The organism is Thioalkalivibrio sp. ALJ21 (genome assembly GCF_000378605.1).
Classification (GTDB): Bacteria; Pseudomonadota; Gammaproteobacteria; order Ectothiorhodospirales; family Ectothiorhodospiraceae; genus Thioalkalivibrio.
In genome coordinates, this window is sequence record NZ_KB905157.1 from 279,652 (window position 1) to 299,065 (window position 19,414).

Below are 19,414 nucleotides of genomic sequence, written 5' to 3' on the forward strand. Positions count from 1 at the left end.
GGGCAGGGGTGACTCCAGGCAGGCCCGCAGCGCCCCAGCCGGGGCGTGTTGCGCCGCCCGCTGGCGGCGCCGGCAAAAACGCCAGTGCCCGATGGGGTGCACCCAAGGGGTGTCCTTCGGCCGTGGGCAGGGCATCAGGAAGCCTCGGACGGGTACATGCAATACACGAGACGTGTCACCCGTGTACCTGCTCGGCCTGGGCCAGGGCGGTCTTCTGCGCATGGGCCACCAGGCGAAAGGCGTTCTTCAGGTGGCTGCGCTCCAGCCCGGACAGCTCGTTCGGGGGCAGGGCGTTGTCGGGGGCGGACCCGCGCCGGATCTGCTCGGCCTGCAGGCGCGCGCGCAGCGTGGCGATGAACTGCCAGGCGTCGATCAGATCGGCGCCTGTGCCCTCCGACAGAGCACCCGCGTGGCGAGCGGCTCGCAGTCGCTCAAGCGTGCCACGTGCATCCGACCCGGCGCGCAGGGCAAACACCCGGGCCAGCGCGACGATCGGCATCAGGCCGCGCATCTTCAGGTCCAGGGTGTCGGCGTGTTCGCCCCCGCGTTCGAGCACGAACTGACGAAAGAACCCCAGTGGGGGGCGCAGCTGCCGCGCCTGGTCGGCGAGCGTGCTCAGCAACGCCTCGCTGCGATAGCCCTGTTCCAGGGCCGCGTGGCGCACGGGCTCGAACAGGTGGGTCGGGCCATGGATCACGCGCAGATCGAGGTAATGGGTGGCGAGCATCGCATCGCGCGGTGAGGGGTGGCTCAACACCCGCCGGATTTCGCGCTCCCAGTCGCTGGTCGAGCGACGCCAGTGGGGCTGGCTCGGGTCAACATCGCCCGGACAGCGCCGGATGCCGCAGGCCGCCAGGCCTTCGCCGACCTCATCGGCCAGGCGCTGGAACCAGGCGTCGGCCTCGGGGGGTGCCGCATCGTCGTAGACCAGCGCCGTGTCCTGATCGGTATGCACCATCTGTTCGTGCCGCCCCTGACTGCCGCTGGCCAGCCAGGCGTAGGCGGCCGGCGCGGGCCCGAGCTTCGCTTCTGCCTGTTCAATCAGGCACTGCGTGAGGGTGTCGATCACCGTGGTGATGGTCTGGCCGATCTGGGTCGCATCGGCCCCGGCCTCGACCAGCTGCACCTGCAGGCTGGGCAGGGCCCGCATCACGTCGCGCAGGGCGTCGAGGCCGTCGGCGCGGCGCAGATCGCGTACCAGGTAGACCGCGCTGGTGCCCTGATGGCGGATCAGGTCGGTGCTGGAGAGAATGCCGACCAGCGGGCCGTTCTCGCCATCGGTGACCGGCAGGTGATGGATGTCCCGCCGCGCCATGCGCAGCAGGGCATCGAAGGCCGGGGTGTCGCGGCTGACCGAGGCGACCGGCTGGGCCATGCAGTCGGCCACGCGGCATCCGGGGTCGGTGCCGGCGGCCAGGGCATGGCGCAGGTCGGTGTCGGTCAGGATGCCCACCGGGAGGTCTTCCTTTCCGGGCTCGTGCAGCAGAAGGGCGGAGATGTCTGCCTCGGTCATGCGCTGGGCCGCTTCGCGCAAGGTGAGGCTGGTGGGCGACATGATGGGTCGTGGCGTCATCAGGGCACGCACGGGGGTCGTCAGCAGGCTGCGCTCGCCCGCTGGCGAGGTCGCGGCTGGCGCCCGCAGGCGGTCCGCGCCGAGATCGATGAACTCGCGGAAGGCCCCGTCCCGGCCGGCGAGGTCGCGGGCACGGTCGGCCTCCAGCTGGTAGATCAGGGCGTCCTCGGTGATGCGACCGTGCAGGTTGTCGGTGTGGGCGGTGTTGAGCAGGTCGCCTTCGCCCAGACGGTCCTGGAGCTGATCCTGGGCGTCGTACAGTTCGGCGGCCCCGGTGCGCACGATCCACAGCTCGCCGGGGGGCGCATCTTCGGGCGGAAACGGGCTGTCCTCGCGCAGGTAGCGCAGGGTCAGGCGCCGAACGAGGCTGGTGCGGGTTTCGGACGGCAGTCGCGCGAGCTCCGGGCAGCGTTCCAGGAACTCGCGAATCTCTTCCAGTTCACCGTTCATGTGTGTTCCGGACAACCGTCTTCGCGGGATGGGTGATGCTCAGGGCAAGCCTGCAACGGCCGATGCGGCCGCTGGAGGTTTGTCCCGAAGGAAAAAAAGCCGACCCGGCATCTGCCGGGCCGACCTCAGGGAGATGGTGATCCCCCTTTCCTGCATGAATGTTAAGCGTTTCCATTCATGGTGGGCCGAGAGGCCCGGTCATGTCGGCGACATGACCGGGCACGGCATCAGCTCGGGTTGTCGGTGCGCGGGACACGCACGCTTTCCACCAGTTCCTGGATATGCTGCGGCGGTTCCTTGGTCAGCTTCATCACGATGTAGGCCGCGACGAAGTTGAACACCGCACCAATGGCGCCGAAGCCGGTCGGGTTCACGCCGAACAGCCAGTACTCCTCGGTATCCGGGAGCATGGCGGTGCCGGAGAAGAAGAACCACCCCTTGTAGGTAAAGATGTACAGCAGGGTGGTCACCAGACCGACCAGCATGCCGGCGATCGCGCCTTCCTTGTTCATCTTCTTCATGAAGATGCCCATCATCAGGGTCGGGAACAGCGAGGCTGCAGCCAGACCGAAGGCGAGTGCTACCACCTCGGCCGCAAAGCCCGGTGGATTCAACCCCAGATACCCGGCGAACAGGATTGCGCCTGCCATGGCGATACGTCCCGCCAGCAGCTCGTTTCTCTCGCTGATTCGGGGCATGAATACGCCCTTCAGCAAGTCATGCGAGATGGCCGACGAGATGGCCAGCAACAGACCGGCCGCGGTCGACAGGGCCGCCGCGATACCACCGGCCGCCACCAGCGCGATCACCCAGCCCGGAAGACCGGCGATCTCGGGGTTTGCCAGCACCATGATGTCGCGGTCGAGGGTTACGATCTCGGAGCCTTCCCAGCCGTATTCCTCTTCCGCCATCGCGGCGAACTCTTCGTTGGCATCGTTGTAGTACTGCATGCGGCCGTCTTCGTTCTTGTCCTCGAACGCGAGCAGACCAGTCTGTTCCCAGCGCTCCATCCAGGCCGGCTTGTCCTCGTAGGCCAGGTGGCCTTCCTCGGTGCCGATCTCGCCCGGATGCACGGTGTTGACGAGGTTCCAGATCGCCATCGCACCGACCGCCGGGGCGGTGGTGTAGAGGATGCCGATGAAGACCAGCGCCCAGCCGGCGGACTTACGCGCATCGCGCACACGCGGCACGGTAAAGAACCGGATGATCACGTGCGGCAGACCGGCGGTACCGATCATCAGCGCCATGGTCAGCAGGAACATGTTGAGCATGCTCATGCCGCCCTCGGTGGCCGTGTACATGGTGAAGCCAAGATCCACCATTGTCTGGTCCAGGGCCTCCAGCAGGTAGGTGTCCTGGCCCTGCAGGGTGGAACCCAGGCCGATCTGCGGGAACACCTGGCCGGTGAGCGTCAGCGAGATGAAGACCGCCGGCACGGTGTAGGCGAAGATCATGATCACGTACTGTGCGATCTGGGTGTAGGTAATCCCCTTCATCCCGCCGAGCACCGCGTAGATGAACACCACCGCCATGCCCGAGATCAGGCCGATGGCCAGCGGCACTTCGAGGATGTTGGAGAACGCAATCCCGACACCACGCATCTGCCCGATCACGTAGGTGATGGACATCGCGAGCAGCGAGATGACTGCCACCACGCGCGCGACCTTCGAGTAGAACCGGTCACCGATGAATTCCGGCACCGTAAACTTGCCGAACTTGCGCAGGTACGGGGCCAGCAGCAGGGCCATCAGCACGTAGCCGCCGGTCCAGCCCATCAGGTAGGCGCCCCCGGTGAAGCCGAGGAACGCGATCAGGCCGGCCATGGAGATGAACGACGCGGCGGACATCCAGTCCGCGGCCGTGGCCATCCCGTTGGCGATCGGGTTGACGCCGCGTCCGGCGACGTAGAACTCGCTGGTCGAACCGGCGCGCGCCCAGATGGCGATACCGATGTACAGGGCGAAGGTCGCCCCGACCACGAGCAGGCTTAGAGTCTGTTGATCCATGACAGGCTTACTCCTCGTGGACGTTGTACTTGCGATCCAGGACGTTCATGCGCCAGGCATAAACGAAGATCAGGATGATGAAGGTGTAGATCGCGCCCTGCTGGGCGAACCAGAAGCCCAGCGGATACCCGCCGATCGAGAACGCGTTCAGCGGTGCGGCCAGAATGATCCCCAGCCCGAAGGACACGAGAAACCAGACGGCAAGGCAGATCGCCAACAGGCGCAGATGCTCGCGCCAGTAGGCCTGCCGGCTCAGGTCTTCTTGTGACATGACGTAGCTCCTCTCATAGGTTTTATTGTTTGCCGTGACTCGTCTATGCGATTCGTCACAGCTGGTACTGCACTTCAAGCTGGCCTTGCAGCTTGCGGGCCTGCCGGAAGGATTCCTTGAGGATGCGTCCCTCAAGGGTGCCGAGTTCCTCCGGCCGGATTCGGTTGTCGTCGTCGCGCCCTTCACGCAGCGCCTTTTGTTGCGCGCGCAGGCGCAGCATCTGCAGATAGCGCAGTGCGGCGTGATAGTCCCGCGCGTCGGATTCGCGCATCACCTCGGCGGTGACGGCCTGGTCGAGACGCTCGTGGGTGCGGGTGGCCGGCAGTTCGGCAGCCAGGGCGATCACGCGCGCCGCATCCACGAACGGGGTCAGCCCCTGCTTCTTGATGTCGATGCCGTCCGCTCCGCTCTTGATCTCGCCGAACAGCCCCAGTGGCGGGCGGAAGGCCTGCTGGTTGGCCGCCATCTGGCGGCGAAAGCGGCTGTTGTAGGCGGTCTTTTGCAGCAGCTGGGTGCGCAGGGCCTCGACCGGGCCGTGGTCGCCATCCACCGCGCGCAGGTCGAAGAAAATCGTGCTCTTGAGCAAGTGCTCGGGGGTGCCCTGCTCGATCCAGCGGGTAAAGCGCCGATCCCACTCGGGGCCGCTCAGACAGCACTCCGGATTGCCCGCCATGATGTTGCCGGGGCACAGCATGAAACCGCACTCGGCGAGTGCCTCGTTCACGGCCCGGGCATAGGGCAGCAGGCGCTCGCGGATCGCGTCCGCATCGCCGTCCTCGGTGTCGAACAGGATGCCGTTGTCCTGGTCCGTGACGAGCGCCTGTTCCTCGCGCGCCTGGGAGCCGAAGGCCAGCCAGGTGAAGTCGATCCCTTCGATTGCCTCGTAATGGGGGCGCAGCAGGGCCAGCACGCGGCGCGTGGCGTGTTCGTTCAGGCGCGTGATCAGGCGCAACACCTGATCCGCCTCGGCCCCCTGGCCGACCACTGCCTCGATCAGGCGCGGGACCTGGCGCAGCCGCTCGGCAATGGCCGCCACGCTGTCGGCGCGGCGGATCTCGCGCACCAGGCCGTCCAGGGTCAGGGGCTGGCTGGTCAGCAGGTCGCGTTCGCCGAGCACGCCGACCAGCCGCCCGTCGCGCACCACGCACAGGTGCGTCATCCCGTGTTCGGTCATCGCCTCGATGCCCTCGAAGCCCGGCGCGCTTTCCTCCAGTGCAACCGGGCCGGGCGTCATCACCGAGTCCAGCGGGGTGTCGAGGCCGACATCCTTCAGGGCGACCCGTGCCAGCAGGTCCCGCAGGGTGAAGATGCCCACCGGACGCTGTTCGGCGTCCACCGCGACCACGGAGCCCACGCGCTCGTCGCGCATGGTGGTCAGCACCTCGCGCAGGTGTGTGTCCGGGCGGCAGGTCACCGGGCTGCGGGCGATGCGCAGTGCGAGCGGGGTATTGAGCTGCCCGGCTGCGCCGCCTTCACGGCTGGACAGGGTGTCCAGGCCCTGTTGCAGGCGGTCCAGCAGATTGGCCAGTCGTCGCGTGCAGAAGTCATTGAAGACGCGGGAGCGGGTGCGCAGCCGGTCGAAGTCCTCCAGGTCCAGCTCCAGGCATACCGTATCTTCGGCGGCTCGGTGTACCGTATGGACGGCGCGGCGACCGAGCAGGGCGCCAATCGGGAAACACTCGCCGGGGATCAGTTCCCAGGCCTTTCCCGAGAGTTGCTCGTCTTCGCTGGGGGTCTCGCCACGGATGCGGCCCTGACGGATGATGTGAAAGCGGCGTGCCGGGCCGGCATCGGGATCGGTGATTCGGGCCCCGCGCTCGTAGAAGCGGTTCTCCAGGCGCGGCAGCAGGAATTCCAGCGCGTCGGGTTCGAGCTGATCGAACGGGGCGTGGGCGCTGAGGAACTCGCGGGTGCTGTCGAGCGCATCGGTCATGGCGGTGGCGCATTCCCCTGGGTGAACGGGTTCACAGAATGGCCTTTAGGCTTGCAAAAAGTACGCCATGGAAGGACGGTATTGGGAATCAGTCGTTTGGACGTACGACTTTCTTGTGATTGTTACGTGAGGTAACACGGGTGTTTCGTTGCGTGACATGATCGCTTTGTGCGAAGACAAAGGAGCCCGCGATGCCCATATCGCAAGGTTGCATCCTCGAGCAGATTGACCAGTTTGCAGACCTCGTGCCCGAGGAGAAGGCGCTGTTGTTGCAGCTGGAGAAGGACCCGAAGCGTTACGCCGCCGAGACCTGCCTGTGTGCAGCTGGCGAGGAGGCCGAGCGTTTCTACACGCTACGCTCGGGCTGGGCCTGTGCGGTACGTGACCTGGCCGATGGGCGGCGACAGGTGCTGGATATCTTTTTGCCGGGGCAAATCCTGGGCTTGCGCGAGATGGGGTTCAACGAGGCTCGCTCGGACTTCGTCGCGCTGACCGACATCGAGGCCTGCCCGTTTCCCCGCGGCCAGCTGACCGAGGTGTTCGAGCAGGCCCCGCGCCTGGCTTCGCTGTTCTTTCTGATCCTGGCGCGCGAACAGTCGATGCTGGTGGAGCGCATCATCAACATCGGCCGCCGGCCTGCGGCCGAGCGCCTCGCGCATTTTCTGCTCGAGATGAAAGTGCGCCTGCAGCGTCCTTCGGAGGAGGTACGGCTCCCGATGAATCAGAGCGTGCTCGGGGATGCGCTGGGCATGTCCGCGGTGCATGTGAGCCGGTCGTTCAGCCAGTTGCGCAAGCGGGACCTCATTAGCACGGAAGACGGAGCCATCCGAATCAAGGATCTGGACGGACTGGTACGTTTCTCCGGATTCAACCAGGCCTATCTGGACTGTGAAGCCAACTGGGTAAAAAGCGCGGACCTCGTTTGCGCCGAGGAAGCCTCGTAACGCAATCGCCCGGCGCAAGGCCGGGCGATTGCAGTACCAGACAGACGCTTATAGCGGGGGGCGTCGTCCCGTGATGAAGAAGATGACCGCCAGGATCAGGCCCACCACGAAAAGAATCCATGCAATATTGGTCGCTGCGCCCGCGATCCCGCTCAGGCCCAGCACGCCGGCTACGATTCCGACGATCAAGAACATCAGTGCCCATCCCAGCATCGTCCACTCCTTTATTGGTTGTAGTCGCGCCTGAAGTGTAGGGCATGGTCCGCGCTTTTGCGCGGTCCAGCGTCCGCAGGGTGTCTCGGTTCTCATTTTTCCCGTTTCCGGGGAGCTTTTTGCTCCAGGTTAATGCCATCGTTATCTGGCGTGTTCAGGCTTTAGCGCCCGCGTTATGGAGACGCATTCAATATAAAGGAACAACGTATGAACGAAGATCAGATGCTGGGACGCAGTGAACGCTTCAAGGCGCGGCTGAAACAGGAGTGGGGCCGCCTGACCGATGACGAGGTGGTTGAGGCCGAGGGCAATATGGACGAGTTGGCCGCGCGGGTTCGCGAGAAATACGGTGATAGCCAGGAAAAGATTGCCGCGAAGATCAACCAATTGATGGACGAGGTGCGTAATGAAGAAGATTCCTGAGACGCCTGGCGTTCGTTGGGTGGCGATGGCCCTGGCCGCGGCCGGCCTGTTGTTTTTGTCGGCCTGTTCCGATTCGGATACGGCGGATGAAGCCGGTGACGCGTTCGAAGAAACGGTAGAAGACGCCGTGGATGCCGTTGAAGAATCGGGTGATGAGGCGCGCGGCTGGATCGAAGATCAGCGCGAGGACGAAGACGAAATCCAGCGCGAGGAAGAAGAAAACGAGGAGCAGTACGAAGACGACTATTATGACGAACACCGGGACGGAAACCCGATTCGTTTCGATTAGTCAGTAGCCGTTTGAACCAGAAGGCTGGGGCGCGGGTGGCCACGAGCGGGTGGTCATCCGCGCCCCAGCCTTTTTGTTTTTATGGATCGTTTGAGATTGATCCCTGGCTTCCTCCTTAAGGAGACGCTGATTTAATCGCACGTCCGCGTTGGTGCCCCCTGTTCTCCGAGACAAGGCGCGTCGCGCAGCAGGTAGTGGTTCTACCTGCAAGCGGCGCAACGCAGGATCGGGGAACAGGGGGCACCAACCCCACAAGCCATTAAAAGCAGGGGCTCGGCCGCTTTTGCGCGCGCACGGCGTTGCGGTTCCCTTGTGCAGAATGACTGCACGGCAGTAACCGCGCCTTGTTCGCACGCAAAAGCGACTCGAGCGCGGACGTGCGATTAAATCAGCGTCTCCTTAACCTGAGTCAAAGTGGGTGTGCGCTCGGTCAATGATTGATGCCCGGGTCATGCAGACATCCTTGTAAGTATGAATCGGTTCAATCATTGCGCCTTCCGTGTGGCCTGGATTGAATCAAGAATCCTCTCCGTTGTTTTGCCGTCCTCAAGCACGATTAGCAAATGATAAGGAGAGGAAAATGAAACGTTATCTGGCTGCCGGGGTTGCAGTATCGGCGCTCGTCCTGTTTGGTTCCCAGAGTGCGCTGGCACAGCAGGATCGCGATCGCACGACCCAGGAGCGTGACCGCACCACGGGCGTGTATATGGGTCTGGGGACGGGTTTTAGCTCGTTGAAGAACGACAGCGACGAGGTCGCGGATTTCATCGGGTCCGGGACGTCGGACTACAGCATCGACGACGATGACAACGTCTGGCGCGGCTTTGTCGGTTACAACTTCAATCGCTATCTCGCAGTCGAGGGCTTCTATACCGATCTGGGCGAGGTGACTTTGCGCGGGGACGAGGACGGCGCGCATTCGAGTGTCCGCTCGACGGCCTACGGTGCCAGTGTGCTCGGCAAGTTGCCGATCGGCCCCTATGTGGAGGCTTTCGCGAAGGTCGGTGCGGCCAAGTGGGATGCGGACGTGCGCGGTAACCTGGGAGACGAGGGCCGTACGCTGCGCAGTCAGGACGGTTTCGATCCGGTCTATGGTGTCGGGATGCAGGTCAATCTGAACGCGTTCATGATCCGCGCGGAATACGAACGCTATGACTTCGACAGCGACTACAAGATGGACGCCTTCACCGCGTCGCTGGGCTGGCGCTTCTAGACAAGTGCAGGCCGCCACAGATGCCTGACGGGTATCGGCGATCGAGCAGGTCCGCTCTGCCGGATTCGTTTCGCCATTACCTTGGGCAACACAGGCACGCCGCCCCGGCGCTTTGCACAGGGGCGGCGTTTTGCCGTTTGCGACCCGCCGCCTGTTAAGCGGCCTTGGCCTTGGCCAGGCCCTGCTGGCGGCCCGGGCGGGCCTCCTTGAGGGTTACCAGCTCCTCGGCGCTGGTCGGATGCAGCGGAATGGTCAGGTCCAGGTTGCGCTTGGTGGCGCCCATGCGCACGGCCACGGCAAAGCCCTGCAGCATCTCGTCCACATGGGCTCCGATCATGTGGATGCCGACGACCTTTTCATCCTCTTCGGCGCAGACCAGCTTCATCGCGACGGGAGGCACCTCGCCCTTGGCGAAGGCGCGGTCCAGACCGCCGAACTGGGTCTCGTAGATGCGCACTGATTCCCCGAAGCGCTCTACGGCCTGCGGTTCGGTCAGCCCGACCATGCCGGCGGTCGGGTGGGTGAAGGTGACCGTCGGGATCTGGTCATAGTCCACGGGCACGGGGTTCGTCTCCGGGGCATACCAGTGATCTGCCAGTCGGCGACCGGCCGCGATCGCAACCGGAGTCAGCGGACCCTTGCCAATGATGTCGCCCAGGGCATAGATGCCGTCGACGCTGGTCGCTTGCCATGCGTTCACCGGGACGGTGCCGTCACGGGCGATCTCGACGCCGGCGTCTTCCAGCCCCATGTCAGCGGTGGCGGGTTTGCGGCCAACGGCCCATAGCACTTTCTCGTACGGGCCCAGTTCCTGGCCGCCCTCGAGTTGGACGGTCACGGCGCCGGGCTTGCCGCCCAGACCGGCGACCTTCACGCCCAGATGGCGGTCGATGCCCTGGTGCTCCATGTGCTGGTCCAGTGCCTGCGAGACCATCGGGTCGAACATCTCCAGCACGCGGTCCTCCATCGCGACCACGTCGGTTTTTACGCCCAGGGAGCGCAGCATGCCGGCCATCTCCAGGCCAATGTAGCCGGCGCCGATTACGGCGATGGACTGCGGCAGCTCCGTCCATTCGAAGAAGTCGTCGGAGGTTGCGCCCAGTTCGGCACCCTCCAGCGGCGGCACGATCGGGGCGCCGCCCATCGCCAGCACGATGCGTTCGGCGGTGTATTCGGTGCCGCTGTCGCTGATCACCTGGTTTTTGCCGGTCAGGCGAGCGCGCTCAGGGATGTGGGTTACGCCCAGCTTCTCCAGGTGCCCGGCCCAGAACTGGTTCAGGTTCTTCAGCATCGCCTGGCGCTGGTTGGCCAGATCGGCGTAACGGATGCCCTTGATCTCGACATCGACGCCGAACTCGTGCGCCTGGCGTGCCTGCGCGACATGCTCGGCGGCATACCAGGTGAGCTTTTTTGGTACACAGCCTTCGTTCACGCAGGTACCGCCGAGCGGTTTCGGGTCGAACACGGCGACGCGGGCGCCGTGCGGCGCGGCACGCTCGGCCACTGCCAGGCCGCCACTGCCGCCGCCGATCACGATGATGTCGTAGTGTTCCATTTCGATTCCTTGAAGGGTTCGGTGTAAGTTTCGCACACGACCGTACGGGTGACGGTCATCAGGGGTTGCCATCCGCATCCGGACATCCGGGCAGGGTGGTGTCCGGATGCGGATGGCCACCCATAGTTCGGGTGGCCGCCCGGGACGGGCACAACCCCGCCCCGGGTACGCCGACGGGGCTTATGCCGCCTTTTTCTCGCGGGAGATCCACTCCTGCAGGTCCTCCGAGCCGCCGATGCGGTGGCCGCCGACAAATACCTGCGGGACGGTCATCGCGCCGGTGGCGGCGCGCAGGCTGCGCAGGCTGGCATCGCGGCCCAGCACGATCTCCTCGTAGTCGAGACCGGCGTTCTCCAGCATCTCCTTTGCGCTGGCGCAGTACGGGCAGCCCGGCTTGGTGAAGACGACGACGTCTTCAGGGCAGGCCGCATCCGGCGCGACGTGGGCGAGCATGGTGTCGGCGTCGGAGACCACGAAGGGGTCGCCCGGCTCGTCCGGTTCGATGAACTGCTTCTCGATCACGCCGTCGCGCACCAGCATGGAATAGCGCCAGGAGCGGTGGCCGAAGCCGAGGTCGCTCTTGTCGACCAGCATGCCCATCTGTTCGGTGAACTCGCCATTGCCATCGGCGATGAAGGTTACGCGGTCGGCCTGCTGGTCGGCCTGCCAGGCCTCCATTACGAAGCCGTCATTGACCGAGATGCAGACGATCTCGTCGATGCCATGCTTCTTGAACACCGGCGCCAGCTCGTTGTAGCGCGGCACATGGGCCGAGGAGCAGGTCGGGGTGAACGCGCCCGGCAGGGCAAAGACGATTACGTTGCGGCCCTTGAACAGGTCTTCCGAACGCACATCGTTCCAGTCGTTGTCCTTGCGGCAGCGGAAGGTCACTTCCGGTACGCGCTGGCCTTCGCGATTTTCGAGTTCCATTTAGTGTTCTCCTATTAATTGGCGTTTGCTTGTCAGGGATGAAGATTTCTATTCGGCCGGGGTAGTTCCCGACTACGGGTCCCAAGGTACGGGCAGGCCGGCGATTGATCCAGTTTTATATTCCTATTGTGTTATTAGCTTCTAGCTATTGTGTATGCTTGACGTCACCCGGCCAAACACGGAAGCTTGCCAACCCGATTCGAGTTCGCCTCGATTCGAGGACCGCGTTATGGTGGTCCGTATCAGTCCCCTCGCGACAACAGGCTGTGAATCCCGCCAGGCCCGGAAGGGAGCAACGGTAGCAGCTGCGTTGGGCGCCGGGGTGTGGCGGGTGCGGGCCACCACCCTTTTCCCTGCGGCCCCGATTCCTGCGGTGATGGCCCCGCACGCGGGCCCGCGGAAGACTGCACTGACGGGGGAGGCATGAGTCACCAGGTTCTGGCCCGCAAGTGGCGTCCCGGTCGTTTCGAGGACCTGGTCGGGCAACCGCATGTGGTGCGGGCCCTGGCCAATGCCCTGAGCGGGGATCGTCTGCATCATGCCTACCTGTTCGCCGGGACGCGCGGCGTGGGCAAGACCACGATCGCCCGTATCCTCGCGCGCTGCCTGAACTGCGAGACGGGCGTCACCCCGACCCCCTGCGGTGAATGCCGTTCCTGCGTCGAGATTGCCGAGGGCCGGCATCTCGATCTGATCGAGGTCGATGCCGCGTCCCGCACCCGCGTGGACGACACCCGTGAGCTGCTGGACAATGTCTCCTACGCCCCGACGGCGGGCCGCTTCAAGGTGTACCTGATCGACGAGGTGCACATGCTCTCCGAGAAGAGCTTCAACGCCCTGTTGAAGACGCTGGAAGAGCCGCCGGATCACGTCAAGTTCCTGCTCGCCACGACCGATCCGCAGAAACTGCCGGTCACCGTGCTGTCACGCTGCCTGCAGTTCAACCTCAAGCCGATGCCGCCGGCGCTGATCGCCGAGCACCTGACACGCATCCTCGAGGCCGAAGGCCTGCAGGCCGAGCCGGGCGCGCTGCTGCGTCTGGGCGAGGCGGCCGAGGGGTCCATGCGCGACGCGCTGAGCCTGACCGATCAGGCCATCGCCTATGGCGGCGACCGCCTGACCGAGTCCGATGCCTGCGACATGCTGGGCCTGCTGCCGCGTACCCGCTTGACCGGGCTGCTGGATGCGGCCTTTGCCGGTGATGGCCCGGGCCTGATGCAGGGTCTGCAGGAACTCAAGGGCCTGGGGCCCGACTGGTCGCGCCTGCTGGACGAGCTGGCGGCCCTCGTGCATCGCGTGGCCGTGGAGCAGTTGGTGCGTGGCGAGGGCGGTGCCGAGGACGACGATGCCGCCGAGCGCTGGGCGCGCGAGACCGCAGCCCGGATGGACGCGGAGACCCTGCAACTGACCTACCAGATCCTGATTCATGGGGCCCGCGATTTGCCCTGGGCGCCGGATGCGCAGATGGGGGTGGAAATGACCCTGCTGCGGTTGCTGGCGTTTCGGCCGGAAGGTCCCAGCGAGGGTGCCGTGCCCGTTGAGCGCCAGGGCGGGGCCCCGGCCGCGGCACCGCGAACTGGCCCGGGTGCGGATACGGCCACGGCCCGGGCCGACGCCACGGTGCGCTCGGCTCCGCCCCCCATCCCGGAGCCGCCGCGCGAGCGGGTTCAGGAGCGGGTGCGCGAGCCGGTCCCCGATTCGGATATCGGGCCGAACGAGTCTGCGCCGCGACCCCGGGATGCCGAGCCTGTCAGGTCCCCGGAGCCGGACTCCGGGCCCTTTGACTGGCACCGCTTTGCTGAAGGTCTGCCGACCGGCACGGTGCGAGAACTCGCACTACATGGCGAATTGCAGCAACTGGATGACGAAAGCGTCGTGATCGCCGTAGCCCCGGGTACGCTCTATACCGATCGAACCCGCACGCGCCTGAAAGAGGCCCTCGAAACACGCCTCGGGCACTCGGTGCGGCTGGAGATTGTCGACCAGACACAACCCTCGCAGGCCACGCCCGCTGCACGGCTTGCGGCAGACGCAGCGGAACGTCAGGCTAGCGCCGAAACGGCGATGCGTGAGGACCCGGTGGTGCAGGCCCTGGGCGAGGCCTTCGGGGCCGAACTGGGCACGGTACGCATTCGCGAGGATCGCGCGGGTGACGAGCCGTCCGCGTCGCAATAGATTGAACGATAACCCTCGCGCACGGCGTGGGGCAGGAGAGCGAAATCATGATGAAAGGTGGCATGGGTGGCCTGATGAAGCAGGCCCAGAAGATGCAGGAAGACATGCAGAAGATGCAGGCCGAGCTGGCCGAGATGGAGATCGAGGGCCAGGCGGGTGGCGGTCTTGTGAGTGTGCTCATGACCGGCAAATACGCGGTGCGTCGGGTCAAGATCGACCCCAGCCTGCTGGAGGACGACCGCGACATGATCGAGGACCTGGTGGCCGCGGCGATCAATGACGCCGTGCAGAAGGTCGAGTCCACCACCCAGGAGCGTATGGGCAGTCTGACCCAGGGCATGGGCCTGCCGGCCGGGATGAAGCTGCCGTTCTGATCCCGACCGATCCGAATGGACACTGAACTCGACGAGCTGGTGCAGGCGCTGCGCTGCCTGCCGGGCGTCGGTGCCAAATCCGCGCGGCGCATGGCGCTGCACCTGCTGGAGCGCGACCGCGACGGTGCGCGCCGGCTGGCGCGCGCGGTCGACCAGGCGGTCGAGCGCGTCGGACACTGCCAGGTGTGCCGCACGTTGACCACGGCCGAGGTCTGTTCCCGCTGCGCGGATCCCGAGCGCGACCTGGGCGTGATCTGCGTGGTCGAGAGCCCGGGCGACGTGATGGCCATCGAATCGGCGACCGACTTTACAGGCCGCTTCCATGTCCTGCTGGGGCGGCTTTCGCCGCTGGACGGTATCGGCCCCGAAGAGCTGGGGCTGGATCGGCTGGAGGCGCGTCTGCAGGAGGATGGTGTGCGCGAGCTGATCCTGGCGACCAACACCTCGGTCGAGGGCGAGGTCACCGCACACTACCTCGCCGAGATGGCCGCGCGCCACGGTATTCGTGCCACGCGTATCGCGCAGGGGATCCCCACCGGTGGCGAGCTCGAATACATTGACGCCGGCACCCTTGCGCATGCCCTGTCCGGGCGCCGCGAGTACTGAGCGCGCCTGCGCCGTTGGCGCGTTGAATCCATTACCATTCCCTGATATAAATCCGCGCGCCGTTTAGGAGAAGAAGATGGCTGACTGCATCTTTTGCAAGATCGTCGCGGGGGAGATCCCGGCGAAGATCGTGTTCGAGGACGACCAGGTCCTGGCCTTCGAAGACCTGAATCCCCAGGCCCCGACGCATGTGCTGGTGATCCCGAAACAGCACATCGCCACCCTGAACGAACTGACCGCCGAGACTGCTCCGGTCATCGGGCATATGGCGCATGTGGCGGCACAGATTGCACGCGATCGCGGATTTGCGGAAAACGGTTATCGAACCGTGATGAACTGCAACCAAGACGGCGGGCAAACGGTCTACCATGTACACATGCACGTACTGGGCGGTCGCGCGCTGAGCTGGCCCCCGGGCTAATCGAGACAACACAACACGGACGATACGGCGTGACGCGACGGAATCATCACGGTGAAGCCAGGCAAGCAGCGCGGGACAACAGCCCGCGGCTGGCGCCTGCTCGCGTGCCAATCGCGCTGGCACTGGCCGTCTTGTTCGGATTGGCCGCCACCAGTGTGGCTCATGCCGATGATCGCTATTCCCTGACGTACACCCCCACCAGCACCGAGTCGACGCTTGGTGGGCCGGATCGCGCCGATGAAGAAGCCGCGTACGAATCCGAGAGCGGGACCGTGGTGGACCCGGTCGGTATGGAACCGATCGGTAGCGCGGCCCGCTCCGGGCCGAACGTCCTGCCGATGACTGATCCGGAGCCTGCCTCGGCGAGCCGCGACTGGCGCTATCAGCTGACGCTGCGCACCGAGACCACCGGCGGCCTGCCGGGTGAAGAGGCCGGCATGGGCGTTCTCTCCAGCCGCCTGTTCGAGGTGGAAGGGGCCTACCACCAGCAGCTGGGCGCCGGTTTTGGCTACGGCCTGAACCTGGGGCTCGGCATGGAGTCTCGTCCGGGCTGGTCGGACCTGGGCCCGGAGACGGAATCGACCGCCTATTTCACCGACCTCAGCTTTGGTCCCACCTTTGCGTCCGGGTCTGGCCGCTTTGACAGTCAGTTCCGTGTCGGCGTGCGCCAATCACTGACGAGTGGAGACGATGCCCTCGGCTTTGGCTACGGGGGCCGTCATCGCGAGCTGGGCCGCAGTGCGGGTTACCTCAGCCTCGACAGCCGCCTGCGCCTGCAGAACCAGTCCGAGTTGTCGCTGAGCCTGTATTACGACGACTATTCGCTGAACACCTCGAGCGACTGGATGTCCGACCGTCTCGACTTCGAGAGCACCCGCGACGCGTCGTCCTCGGTGGTCGGCGTGGAGATGGGGCTGACGTTCTAGCGATGCGCTGTTCTCGAATCTAGCGTTTCTCCAGCGTCCCCAGAAGTGCAGTCCAGGCCTCGAGCCGCGCCTCGGGCAGCGTGCCTTGATCGACGCCTTCCCTTACCGCGCAGCCGGGTTCGGTCTGGTGCCGACAGTTGCGAAATCGGCAAGTGTCGGCAAGCGCTTCGATATCCGGAAACCCGCGCACCAGCGCATCGATGGATTCCAGTTCCGGCGTAAAGTCACGCACGCCCGGCGAGTCGATCCAGGCGCCACCCCCTGTCAATGAGTACCACTGTGCCGTGACCGTCGTGTGGCGGCCCTCGCCGGACGCCGCGAGATCCCCCGCTTCCGGAAGCTTGATATCACCGCTGCCGTGGCGCTCCAGCAGCGCGGCGATCAGCGACGATTTGCCCACCCCGGACTGTCCGATCAGGATATTGGTATGCCCCCGGGCCGCCTCGGCGAGGGCGTCCAGCCCGTACCCGCTGCGGGCGCTGACGTGCAGGGGAGCGAGGTCCAGGTGGGCGTAGGGGGCCAGCCAGTCCGAGGGTGCGGCGGGCCCCGCGTCCTGCTTGTTCACCAGGATCCGTGGCCGTGCGGGGAGGTTGTACACCGCGACCAGGAACCGGTCGATCAGGAAGCGCGCCGGCATCGGGGAGGGCGCGATCACGATCCAGACGGTGTCGATGTTCGCCGCGATGACCTTGCGCCGACCAAAGCCGTCCTGGCGCACCAGGGTGTTGTCCCGGGGCAGGCGTCGCTGAATCTGCTCCCCCGCTGCGTCCATCTCCACGCGATCACCACAGGCGAGATCCTTCTGGCGGCGGTGCAGTCGGATTCGGCGCGGCTCCGCGTCCTCCGGCACCGCGATATCGGCCATCTGATTGTGGCGGGCGTGAACCCGGCCGGTCGGACTCAAGAGTCCGAACCGGCCGGTGCCGGGGTCTTGCCGGTTGGCAGACTAGTCAAAGAGCGCATCGATACGGGCGGCGCAGATCAAGTCGTTTTCTGTCAGACCGCCCACCGCGTGTGTCGAGAACTGCACCGAGCAGCGGTTGTAGCCCACGGCCATGTCCGGGTGGTGGTCCTCTACATGGGCGATCCAGGCCACCGCGTTCACGAACGCCATCGTCTCGTGAAAGTTCTTGAACTTGAAGCTTCGCTGGATGCTGCGGCCGGCCTCGTCGATGCCCCAGTGGCTGTCCAGCTGGCCGAGGCCGCGCTCGGCGTCCTCGCGCGACATCGGCTCGGTGAAGCCTTCGCAGGCCTGGCAGTGCTTGGTCTTCAGATCACTCATCGAACTGGTAGTACTCCGCGTTCAGATAGGCCACCACCGCCTCGATCTCGTCGTCGAACCAGTTGGTGCCCAGTTGTGCGTTGCAGTTGTTTACCTGCCGGACCAGGTGGTCATAGTCGCCGACGATCCGGTTGTCGCGCGTGTACAGGTCGGTACCATCGCCACCGACCATGTCGGCATGACAGCTGATGCAGTTGTCCTGATGCAGGTTCTTGCCCTTCTGGATGTCGTCGGCCTGGGCGGTGCCCAGGGAAAAACCAAGGCCCAGGGCCGCAAGGCTTGAGATGATCAGTCGCATGATTCCCTCCTTTGTGGGGAATGGATCCGGCGGGACCGCATGGTCCCCGAGACCTTGGCCATGTTGCATGTGAGCAAAACGGACAACGTCGTCCCGGACCATGATGATAGACTTCGAGCGCACAGGAAAGGAGCGGGCATGGCAGCGAGCGCCGAAAACCTGATCTGGATCGATCTCGAGATGACCGGCCTGGATCCCCAGAACGACCGGATCATCGAGGTGGCGACCATCGTCACCGACAAGGAACTGAACATCCTGGCGGAGGGCCCGGTCCTTGCGATCTACCAGCCCGCCGACGTGCTGGATGCGATGGACGAATGGAATCGGCGCACGCATGGGGCCTCCGGTCTGATCGAGCGCATCCGCCACAGTAGTACGGATGCGGCCGCCGCCGAACGCGAGACCATCGATTTCCTGTCCGACTATGTGCCGAAAGGGGCCTCGCCGATGTGCGGGAACTCGATCTGCCAGGATCGACGTTTCATGGCGCGTCTGATGCCGCAGCTGGAGGCCTATTTCCACTACCGCAACCTGGACGTCTCTACGCTCAAGGAGCTGGCCCGGCGCTGGGCACCGGACGTGCTCTCGAAGCTGCAGAAGAACGCCTCGCACCAGGCGTTGCAGGACATCCGCGACTCCATCGACGAACTCCGCGTCTACCGCGAGCACTTCATCCAGTTGCCGCCCGCCGCCGCCCACGACTGATCGCGCTTCGGCTGGCCGGCTGCCTGTTTGTGGCTGGCTCTGGTTCGGCATCCGGTGTTTACGTGCCTTCGGTCCGCCGCCTGCCTGCGCTGTCTCGGCAGCGCGCCGCGCCAGTTGTTGATCAAAAACGGGCTTCTTTGCTCGTGCAAAGAAGTACCCAAGAAACACGCCCGGGATTCGCCCGGGAACCTTGCTCCGGGCGCGCCAGGCCGGCGGCGCTGAAACTCGCTTCGCTCAGACAGTCAGCGCCTTTTCTCCGTCCTGTCACGCCCTCCACAAGGGGCTCATATCGGGAGGGAAAGTCAAAACCGGTGGTATTCCAGCACTTCTGGCTACTCCGTACGCCGTAGGGTGCGTTGAGCGCCGCGAAACGCACCGTTCCAACGCCGTGGCAACCCTGATGCGATTCGCTGCGCTCATCACATCCTACGATGGGGTCCGGCGCCCGCTGGCGGGCGCGGCACGCCAGGGCCGAAGGCCGCGCGTGCCAAGATGTCCGAATACCCACCTCCATCCACTGGCACGAACGTCAGGCCAGCCGCTGTCTTGACCTTATCCCCCCGTATGAAGCCCCTTGCGGAGGGGTCCTCGGGACGGAAGAGAGGCGCTGACTGTCTGAGCGGAGCGACAGCGCAGCGAGTTTCAGCGCCGCCGGCCCGAGGGCCCTGGAGCAAGGTTCCCGGGCGGAATCCGGGTGCCCTTCTTTGGGTACTTTCTTGGGCAAGCAAGAAAGTGCCTCGCGGCGCGCTCGCGAGTGAGCGCTCGGCAGTATGCGGACCAAAGGCACGTAAACAGCGGATGCCGAACCAGGCCCAGCCTCAACGGCG

At 65.0% G+C, this 19,414-nt stretch carries 20 protein-coding genes and 1 other RNA gene; 11 read left to right on the top strand and 10 right to left on the bottom strand.

Going from position 1 to position 19,414, the window contains the following annotated elements; all coding sequences use genetic code 11:
• Positions 1-175: 175 nt before the first annotated feature.
• The 4 genes from F579_RS0112710 to F579_RS0112725 all read right to left on the bottom strand — a co-directional run bounded on the left by F579_RS0112710 (position 176) and on the right by F579_RS0112725 (position 6,233).
• Positions 176-2,023 (bottom strand): putative nucleotidyltransferase substrate binding domain-containing protein, encoded by a 1,848-nt coding sequence (locus F579_RS0112710; RefSeq protein ID WP_019025053.1) that lies wholly within the window; start codon positions 2,021-2,023, stop codon positions 176-178.
• Between the two features lie 227 nt (positions 2,024-2,250).
• Positions 2,251-4,029 (bottom strand): sodium:solute symporter family protein, encoded by a 1,779-nt coding sequence (locus F579_RS0112715; protein WP_019025054.1) that lies wholly within the window; start codon positions 4,027-4,029, stop codon positions 2,251-2,253.
• Between the two features lie 7 nt (positions 4,030-4,036).
• A complete protein-coding gene (locus F579_RS0112720) occupies positions 4,037-4,300 on the bottom strand; it encodes a DUF4212 domain-containing protein (RefSeq protein ID WP_018138481.1) in 264 nt (87 codons plus the stop codon).
• 55 nt (positions 4,301-4,355) lie between these two features.
• Complete coding sequence (locus tag F579_RS0112725; protein WP_019025055.1) at positions 4,356-6,233, bottom strand: DUF294 nucleotidyltransferase-like domain-containing protein; 1,878 nt, start codon at positions 6,231-6,233, stop codon at positions 4,356-4,358.
• A 191-nt stretch (positions 6,234-6,424) separates the two neighbouring features.
• On the opposite strand from F579_RS0112725, the gene F579_RS0112730 reads away from it, so the two are divergent.
• Positions 6,425-7,177, top strand: a complete 753-nt coding sequence (locus F579_RS0112730; RefSeq protein ID WP_012983228.1) for a Crp/Fnr family transcriptional regulator — start codon at positions 6,425-6,427, stop codon at positions 7,175-7,177.
• A 48-nt stretch (positions 7,178-7,225) separates the two neighbouring features.
• Here F579_RS0112730 and F579_RS15205 read toward each other — a convergent pair whose 3' ends face one another.
• Positions 7,226-7,390, bottom strand: a complete 165-nt coding sequence (locus tag F579_RS15205; protein ID WP_012983227.1) for a DUF1328 domain-containing protein — start codon at positions 7,388-7,390, stop codon at positions 7,226-7,228.
• Positions 7,391-7,597: 207 nt separating this feature from the next.
• On the opposite strand from F579_RS15205, the gene F579_RS0112740 reads away from it, so the two are divergent.
• The 3 genes from F579_RS0112740 to F579_RS0112750 all read left to right on the top strand — a co-directional run bounded on the left by F579_RS0112740 (position 7,598) and on the right by F579_RS0112750 (position 9,315).
• Positions 7,598-7,813: a CsbD family protein gene (locus F579_RS0112740; protein ID WP_019025056.1), complete on the top strand. Its 216-nt coding sequence runs from the start codon at positions 7,598-7,600 to the stop codon at positions 7,811-7,813.
• Between the two features lie 25 nt (positions 7,814-7,838).
• Positions 7,839-8,102, top strand: coding sequence for a hypothetical protein (locus F579_RS0112745; RefSeq protein ID WP_019025057.1), 264 nt, complete (start codon positions 7,839-7,841; stop codon positions 8,100-8,102).
• A gap of 580 nt (positions 8,103-8,682) precedes the next feature.
• Positions 8,683-9,315: a porin family protein gene (locus tag F579_RS0112750; protein ID WP_019025058.1), complete on the top strand. Its 633-nt coding sequence runs from the start codon at positions 8,683-8,685 to the stop codon at positions 9,313-9,315.
• Between the two features lie 154 nt (positions 9,316-9,469).
• On the opposite strand, the gene gorA is transcribed toward F579_RS0112750, so the two are convergent.
• Together gorA and F579_RS0112760 are read right to left on the bottom strand one after the other, a co-directional pair.
• Positions 9,470-10,870, bottom strand: a complete 1,401-nt coding sequence (gene gorA / locus F579_RS0112755) for a glutathione-disulfide reductase (protein ID WP_019025059.1) — start codon at positions 10,868-10,870, stop codon at positions 9,470-9,472.
• Positions 10,871-11,050: 180 nt separating this feature from the next.
• Positions 11,051-11,800, bottom strand: coding sequence for a glutathione peroxidase (locus F579_RS0112760; RefSeq protein WP_019025060.1), 750 nt, complete (start codon positions 11,798-11,800; stop codon positions 11,051-11,053).
• Between the two features lie 240 nt (positions 11,801-12,040).
• Between F579_RS0112760 and ffs the strand changes: the two genes are divergently transcribed.
• The 6 genes from ffs (at position 12,041) to F579_RS0112785 (ending at position 16,302) form a co-directional block, all read left to right on the top strand.
• An RNA gene (gene ffs, locus F579_RS15215) (signal recognition particle sRNA small type) lies at positions 12,041-12,137 on the top strand.
• An 86-nt stretch (positions 12,138-12,223) separates the two neighbouring features.
• Entirely contained in the window at positions 12,224-13,975 is a 1,752-nt protein-coding gene (gene dnaX, locus F579_RS0112765; RefSeq protein ID WP_019025061.1) for a DNA polymerase III subunit gamma/tau, read from the top strand.
• Between the two features lie 47 nt (positions 13,976-14,022).
• Complete coding sequence (locus F579_RS0112770; RefSeq protein ID WP_012983220.1) at positions 14,023-14,349, top strand: YbaB/EbfC family nucleoid-associated protein; 327 nt, start codon at positions 14,023-14,025, stop codon at positions 14,347-14,349.
• A 15-nt stretch (positions 14,350-14,364) separates the two neighbouring features.
• Positions 14,365-14,955: a recombination mediator RecR gene (gene recR / locus F579_RS0112775; RefSeq protein WP_019025062.1), complete on the top strand. Its 591-nt coding sequence runs from the start codon at positions 14,365-14,367 to the stop codon at positions 14,953-14,955.
• A gap of 76 nt (positions 14,956-15,031) precedes the next feature.
• The gene (locus F579_RS0112780) at positions 15,032-15,376 is read left to right on the top strand and encodes a histidine triad nucleotide-binding protein (protein WP_019025063.1); all 345 of its coding nucleotides are present in this window, start codon (positions 15,032-15,034) and stop codon (positions 15,374-15,376) included.
• A 104-nt stretch (positions 15,377-15,480) separates the two neighbouring features.
• Complete coding sequence (locus F579_RS0112785; RefSeq protein ID WP_019025064.1) at positions 15,481-16,302, top strand: hypothetical protein; 822 nt, start codon at positions 15,481-15,483, stop codon at positions 16,300-16,302.
• Positions 16,303-16,321: 19 nt separating this feature from the next.
• Here the strand turns inward: F579_RS0112785 and rsgA are convergent, their stop codons facing one another.
• The 3 genes from rsgA to F579_RS0112800 all read right to left on the bottom strand — a co-directional run bounded on the left by rsgA (position 16,322) and on the right by F579_RS0112800 (position 17,882).
• Positions 16,322-17,167 (bottom strand): ribosome small subunit-dependent GTPase A, encoded by an 846-nt coding sequence (rsgA, locus tag F579_RS0112790; RefSeq protein WP_019025065.1) that lies wholly within the window; start codon positions 17,165-17,167, stop codon positions 16,322-16,324.
• A gap of 81 nt (positions 17,168-17,248) precedes the next feature.
• Positions 17,249-17,584 carry a 4a-hydroxytetrahydrobiopterin dehydratase gene (locus F579_RS0112795; protein ID WP_012983215.1) on the bottom strand — a complete coding sequence of 112 codons (336 nt, stop codon included), beginning with the start codon at positions 17,582-17,584 and terminating at the stop codon, positions 17,249-17,251.
• A complete protein-coding gene (locus tag F579_RS0112800) occupies positions 17,577-17,882 on the bottom strand; it encodes a cytochrome c (RefSeq protein ID WP_018138495.1) in 306 nt (101 codons plus the stop codon). Before F579_RS0112800 ends, F579_RS0112795 begins: the two co-directional genes overlap by 8 nt.
• A gap of 138 nt (positions 17,883-18,020) precedes the next feature.
• On the opposite strand from F579_RS0112800, the gene orn reads away from it, so the two are divergent.
• A complete protein-coding gene (gene orn, locus F579_RS0112805) occupies positions 18,021-18,587 on the top strand; it encodes an oligoribonuclease (protein ID WP_019025066.1) in 567 nt (188 codons plus the stop codon).
• Positions 18,588-19,414 lie beyond the last annotated feature (827 nt).

Excerpts from the sequence above, each read along its gene's own strand:
- recR (WP_019025062.1), top strand. The coding sequence starts at position 14,365 with ATGGACACTGAACTCGACGAGCTGGTGCAGGCGCTGCGCTGCCTGCCG.
- F579_RS0112795 (WP_012983215.1), bottom strand. The coding sequence starts at position 17,584 with ATGAGTGATCTGAAGACCAAGCACTGCCAGGCCTGCGAAGGCTTCACC.
- F579_RS0112715 (WP_019025054.1), bottom strand. The coding sequence starts at position 4,029 with ATGGATCAACAGACTCTAAGCCTGCTCGTGGTCGGGGCGACCTTCGCC.
- F579_RS0112770 (WP_012983220.1), top strand. The coding sequence starts at position 14,023 with ATGATGAAAGGTGGCATGGGTGGCCTGATGAAGCAGGCCCAGAAGATG.
- dnaX (WP_019025061.1), top strand. The coding sequence starts at position 12,224 with ATGAGTCACCAGGTTCTGGCCCGCAAGTGGCGTCCCGGTCGTTTCGAG.
- F579_RS15205 (WP_012983227.1), bottom strand. The coding sequence starts at position 7,390 with ATGCTGGGATGGGCACTGATGTTCTTGATCGTCGGAATCGTAGCCGGC.
- F579_RS0112710 (WP_019025053.1), bottom strand. The coding sequence starts at position 2,023 with ATGAACGGTGAACTGGAAGAGATTCGCGAGTTCCTGGAACGCTGCCCG.
- F579_RS0112760 (WP_019025060.1), bottom strand. The coding sequence starts at position 11,800 with ATGGAACTCGAAAATCGCGAAGGCCAGCGCGTACCGGAAGTGACCTTC.
- F579_RS0112730 (WP_012983228.1), top strand. The coding sequence starts at position 6,425 with ATGCCCATATCGCAAGGTTGCATCCTCGAGCAGATTGACCAGTTTGCA.
- F579_RS0112750 (WP_019025058.1), top strand. The coding sequence starts at position 8,683 with ATGAAACGTTATCTGGCTGCCGGGGTTGCAGTATCGGCGCTCGTCCTG.
- F579_RS0112740 (WP_019025056.1), top strand. The coding sequence starts at position 7,598 with ATGAACGAAGATCAGATGCTGGGACGCAGTGAACGCTTCAAGGCGCGG.
- F579_RS0112725 (WP_019025055.1), bottom strand. The coding sequence starts at position 6,233 with ATGACCGATGCGCTCGACAGCACCCGCGAGTTCCTCAGCGCCCACGCC.
- orn (WP_019025066.1), top strand. The coding sequence starts at position 18,021 with ATGGCAGCGAGCGCCGAAAACCTGATCTGGATCGATCTCGAGATGACC.
- F579_RS0112745 (WP_019025057.1), top strand. The coding sequence starts at position 7,839 with ATGGCCCTGGCCGCGGCCGGCCTGTTGTTTTTGTCGGCCTGTTCCGAT.
- F579_RS0112780 (WP_019025063.1), top strand. The coding sequence starts at position 15,032 with ATGGCTGACTGCATCTTTTGCAAGATCGTCGCGGGGGAGATCCCGGCG.
- F579_RS0112720 (WP_018138481.1), bottom strand. The coding sequence starts at position 4,300 with ATGTCACAAGAAGACCTGAGCCGGCAGGCCTACTGGCGCGAGCATCTG.
- gorA (WP_019025059.1), bottom strand. The coding sequence starts at position 10,870 with ATGGAACACTACGACATCATCGTGATCGGCGGCGGCAGTGGCGGCCTG.
- F579_RS0112800 (WP_018138495.1), bottom strand. The coding sequence starts at position 17,882 with ATGCGACTGATCATCTCAAGCCTTGCGGCCCTGGGCCTTGGTTTTTCC.
- rsgA (WP_019025065.1), bottom strand. The coding sequence starts at position 17,167 with ATGGCCGATATCGCGGTGCCGGAGGACGCGGAGCCGCGCCGAATCCGA.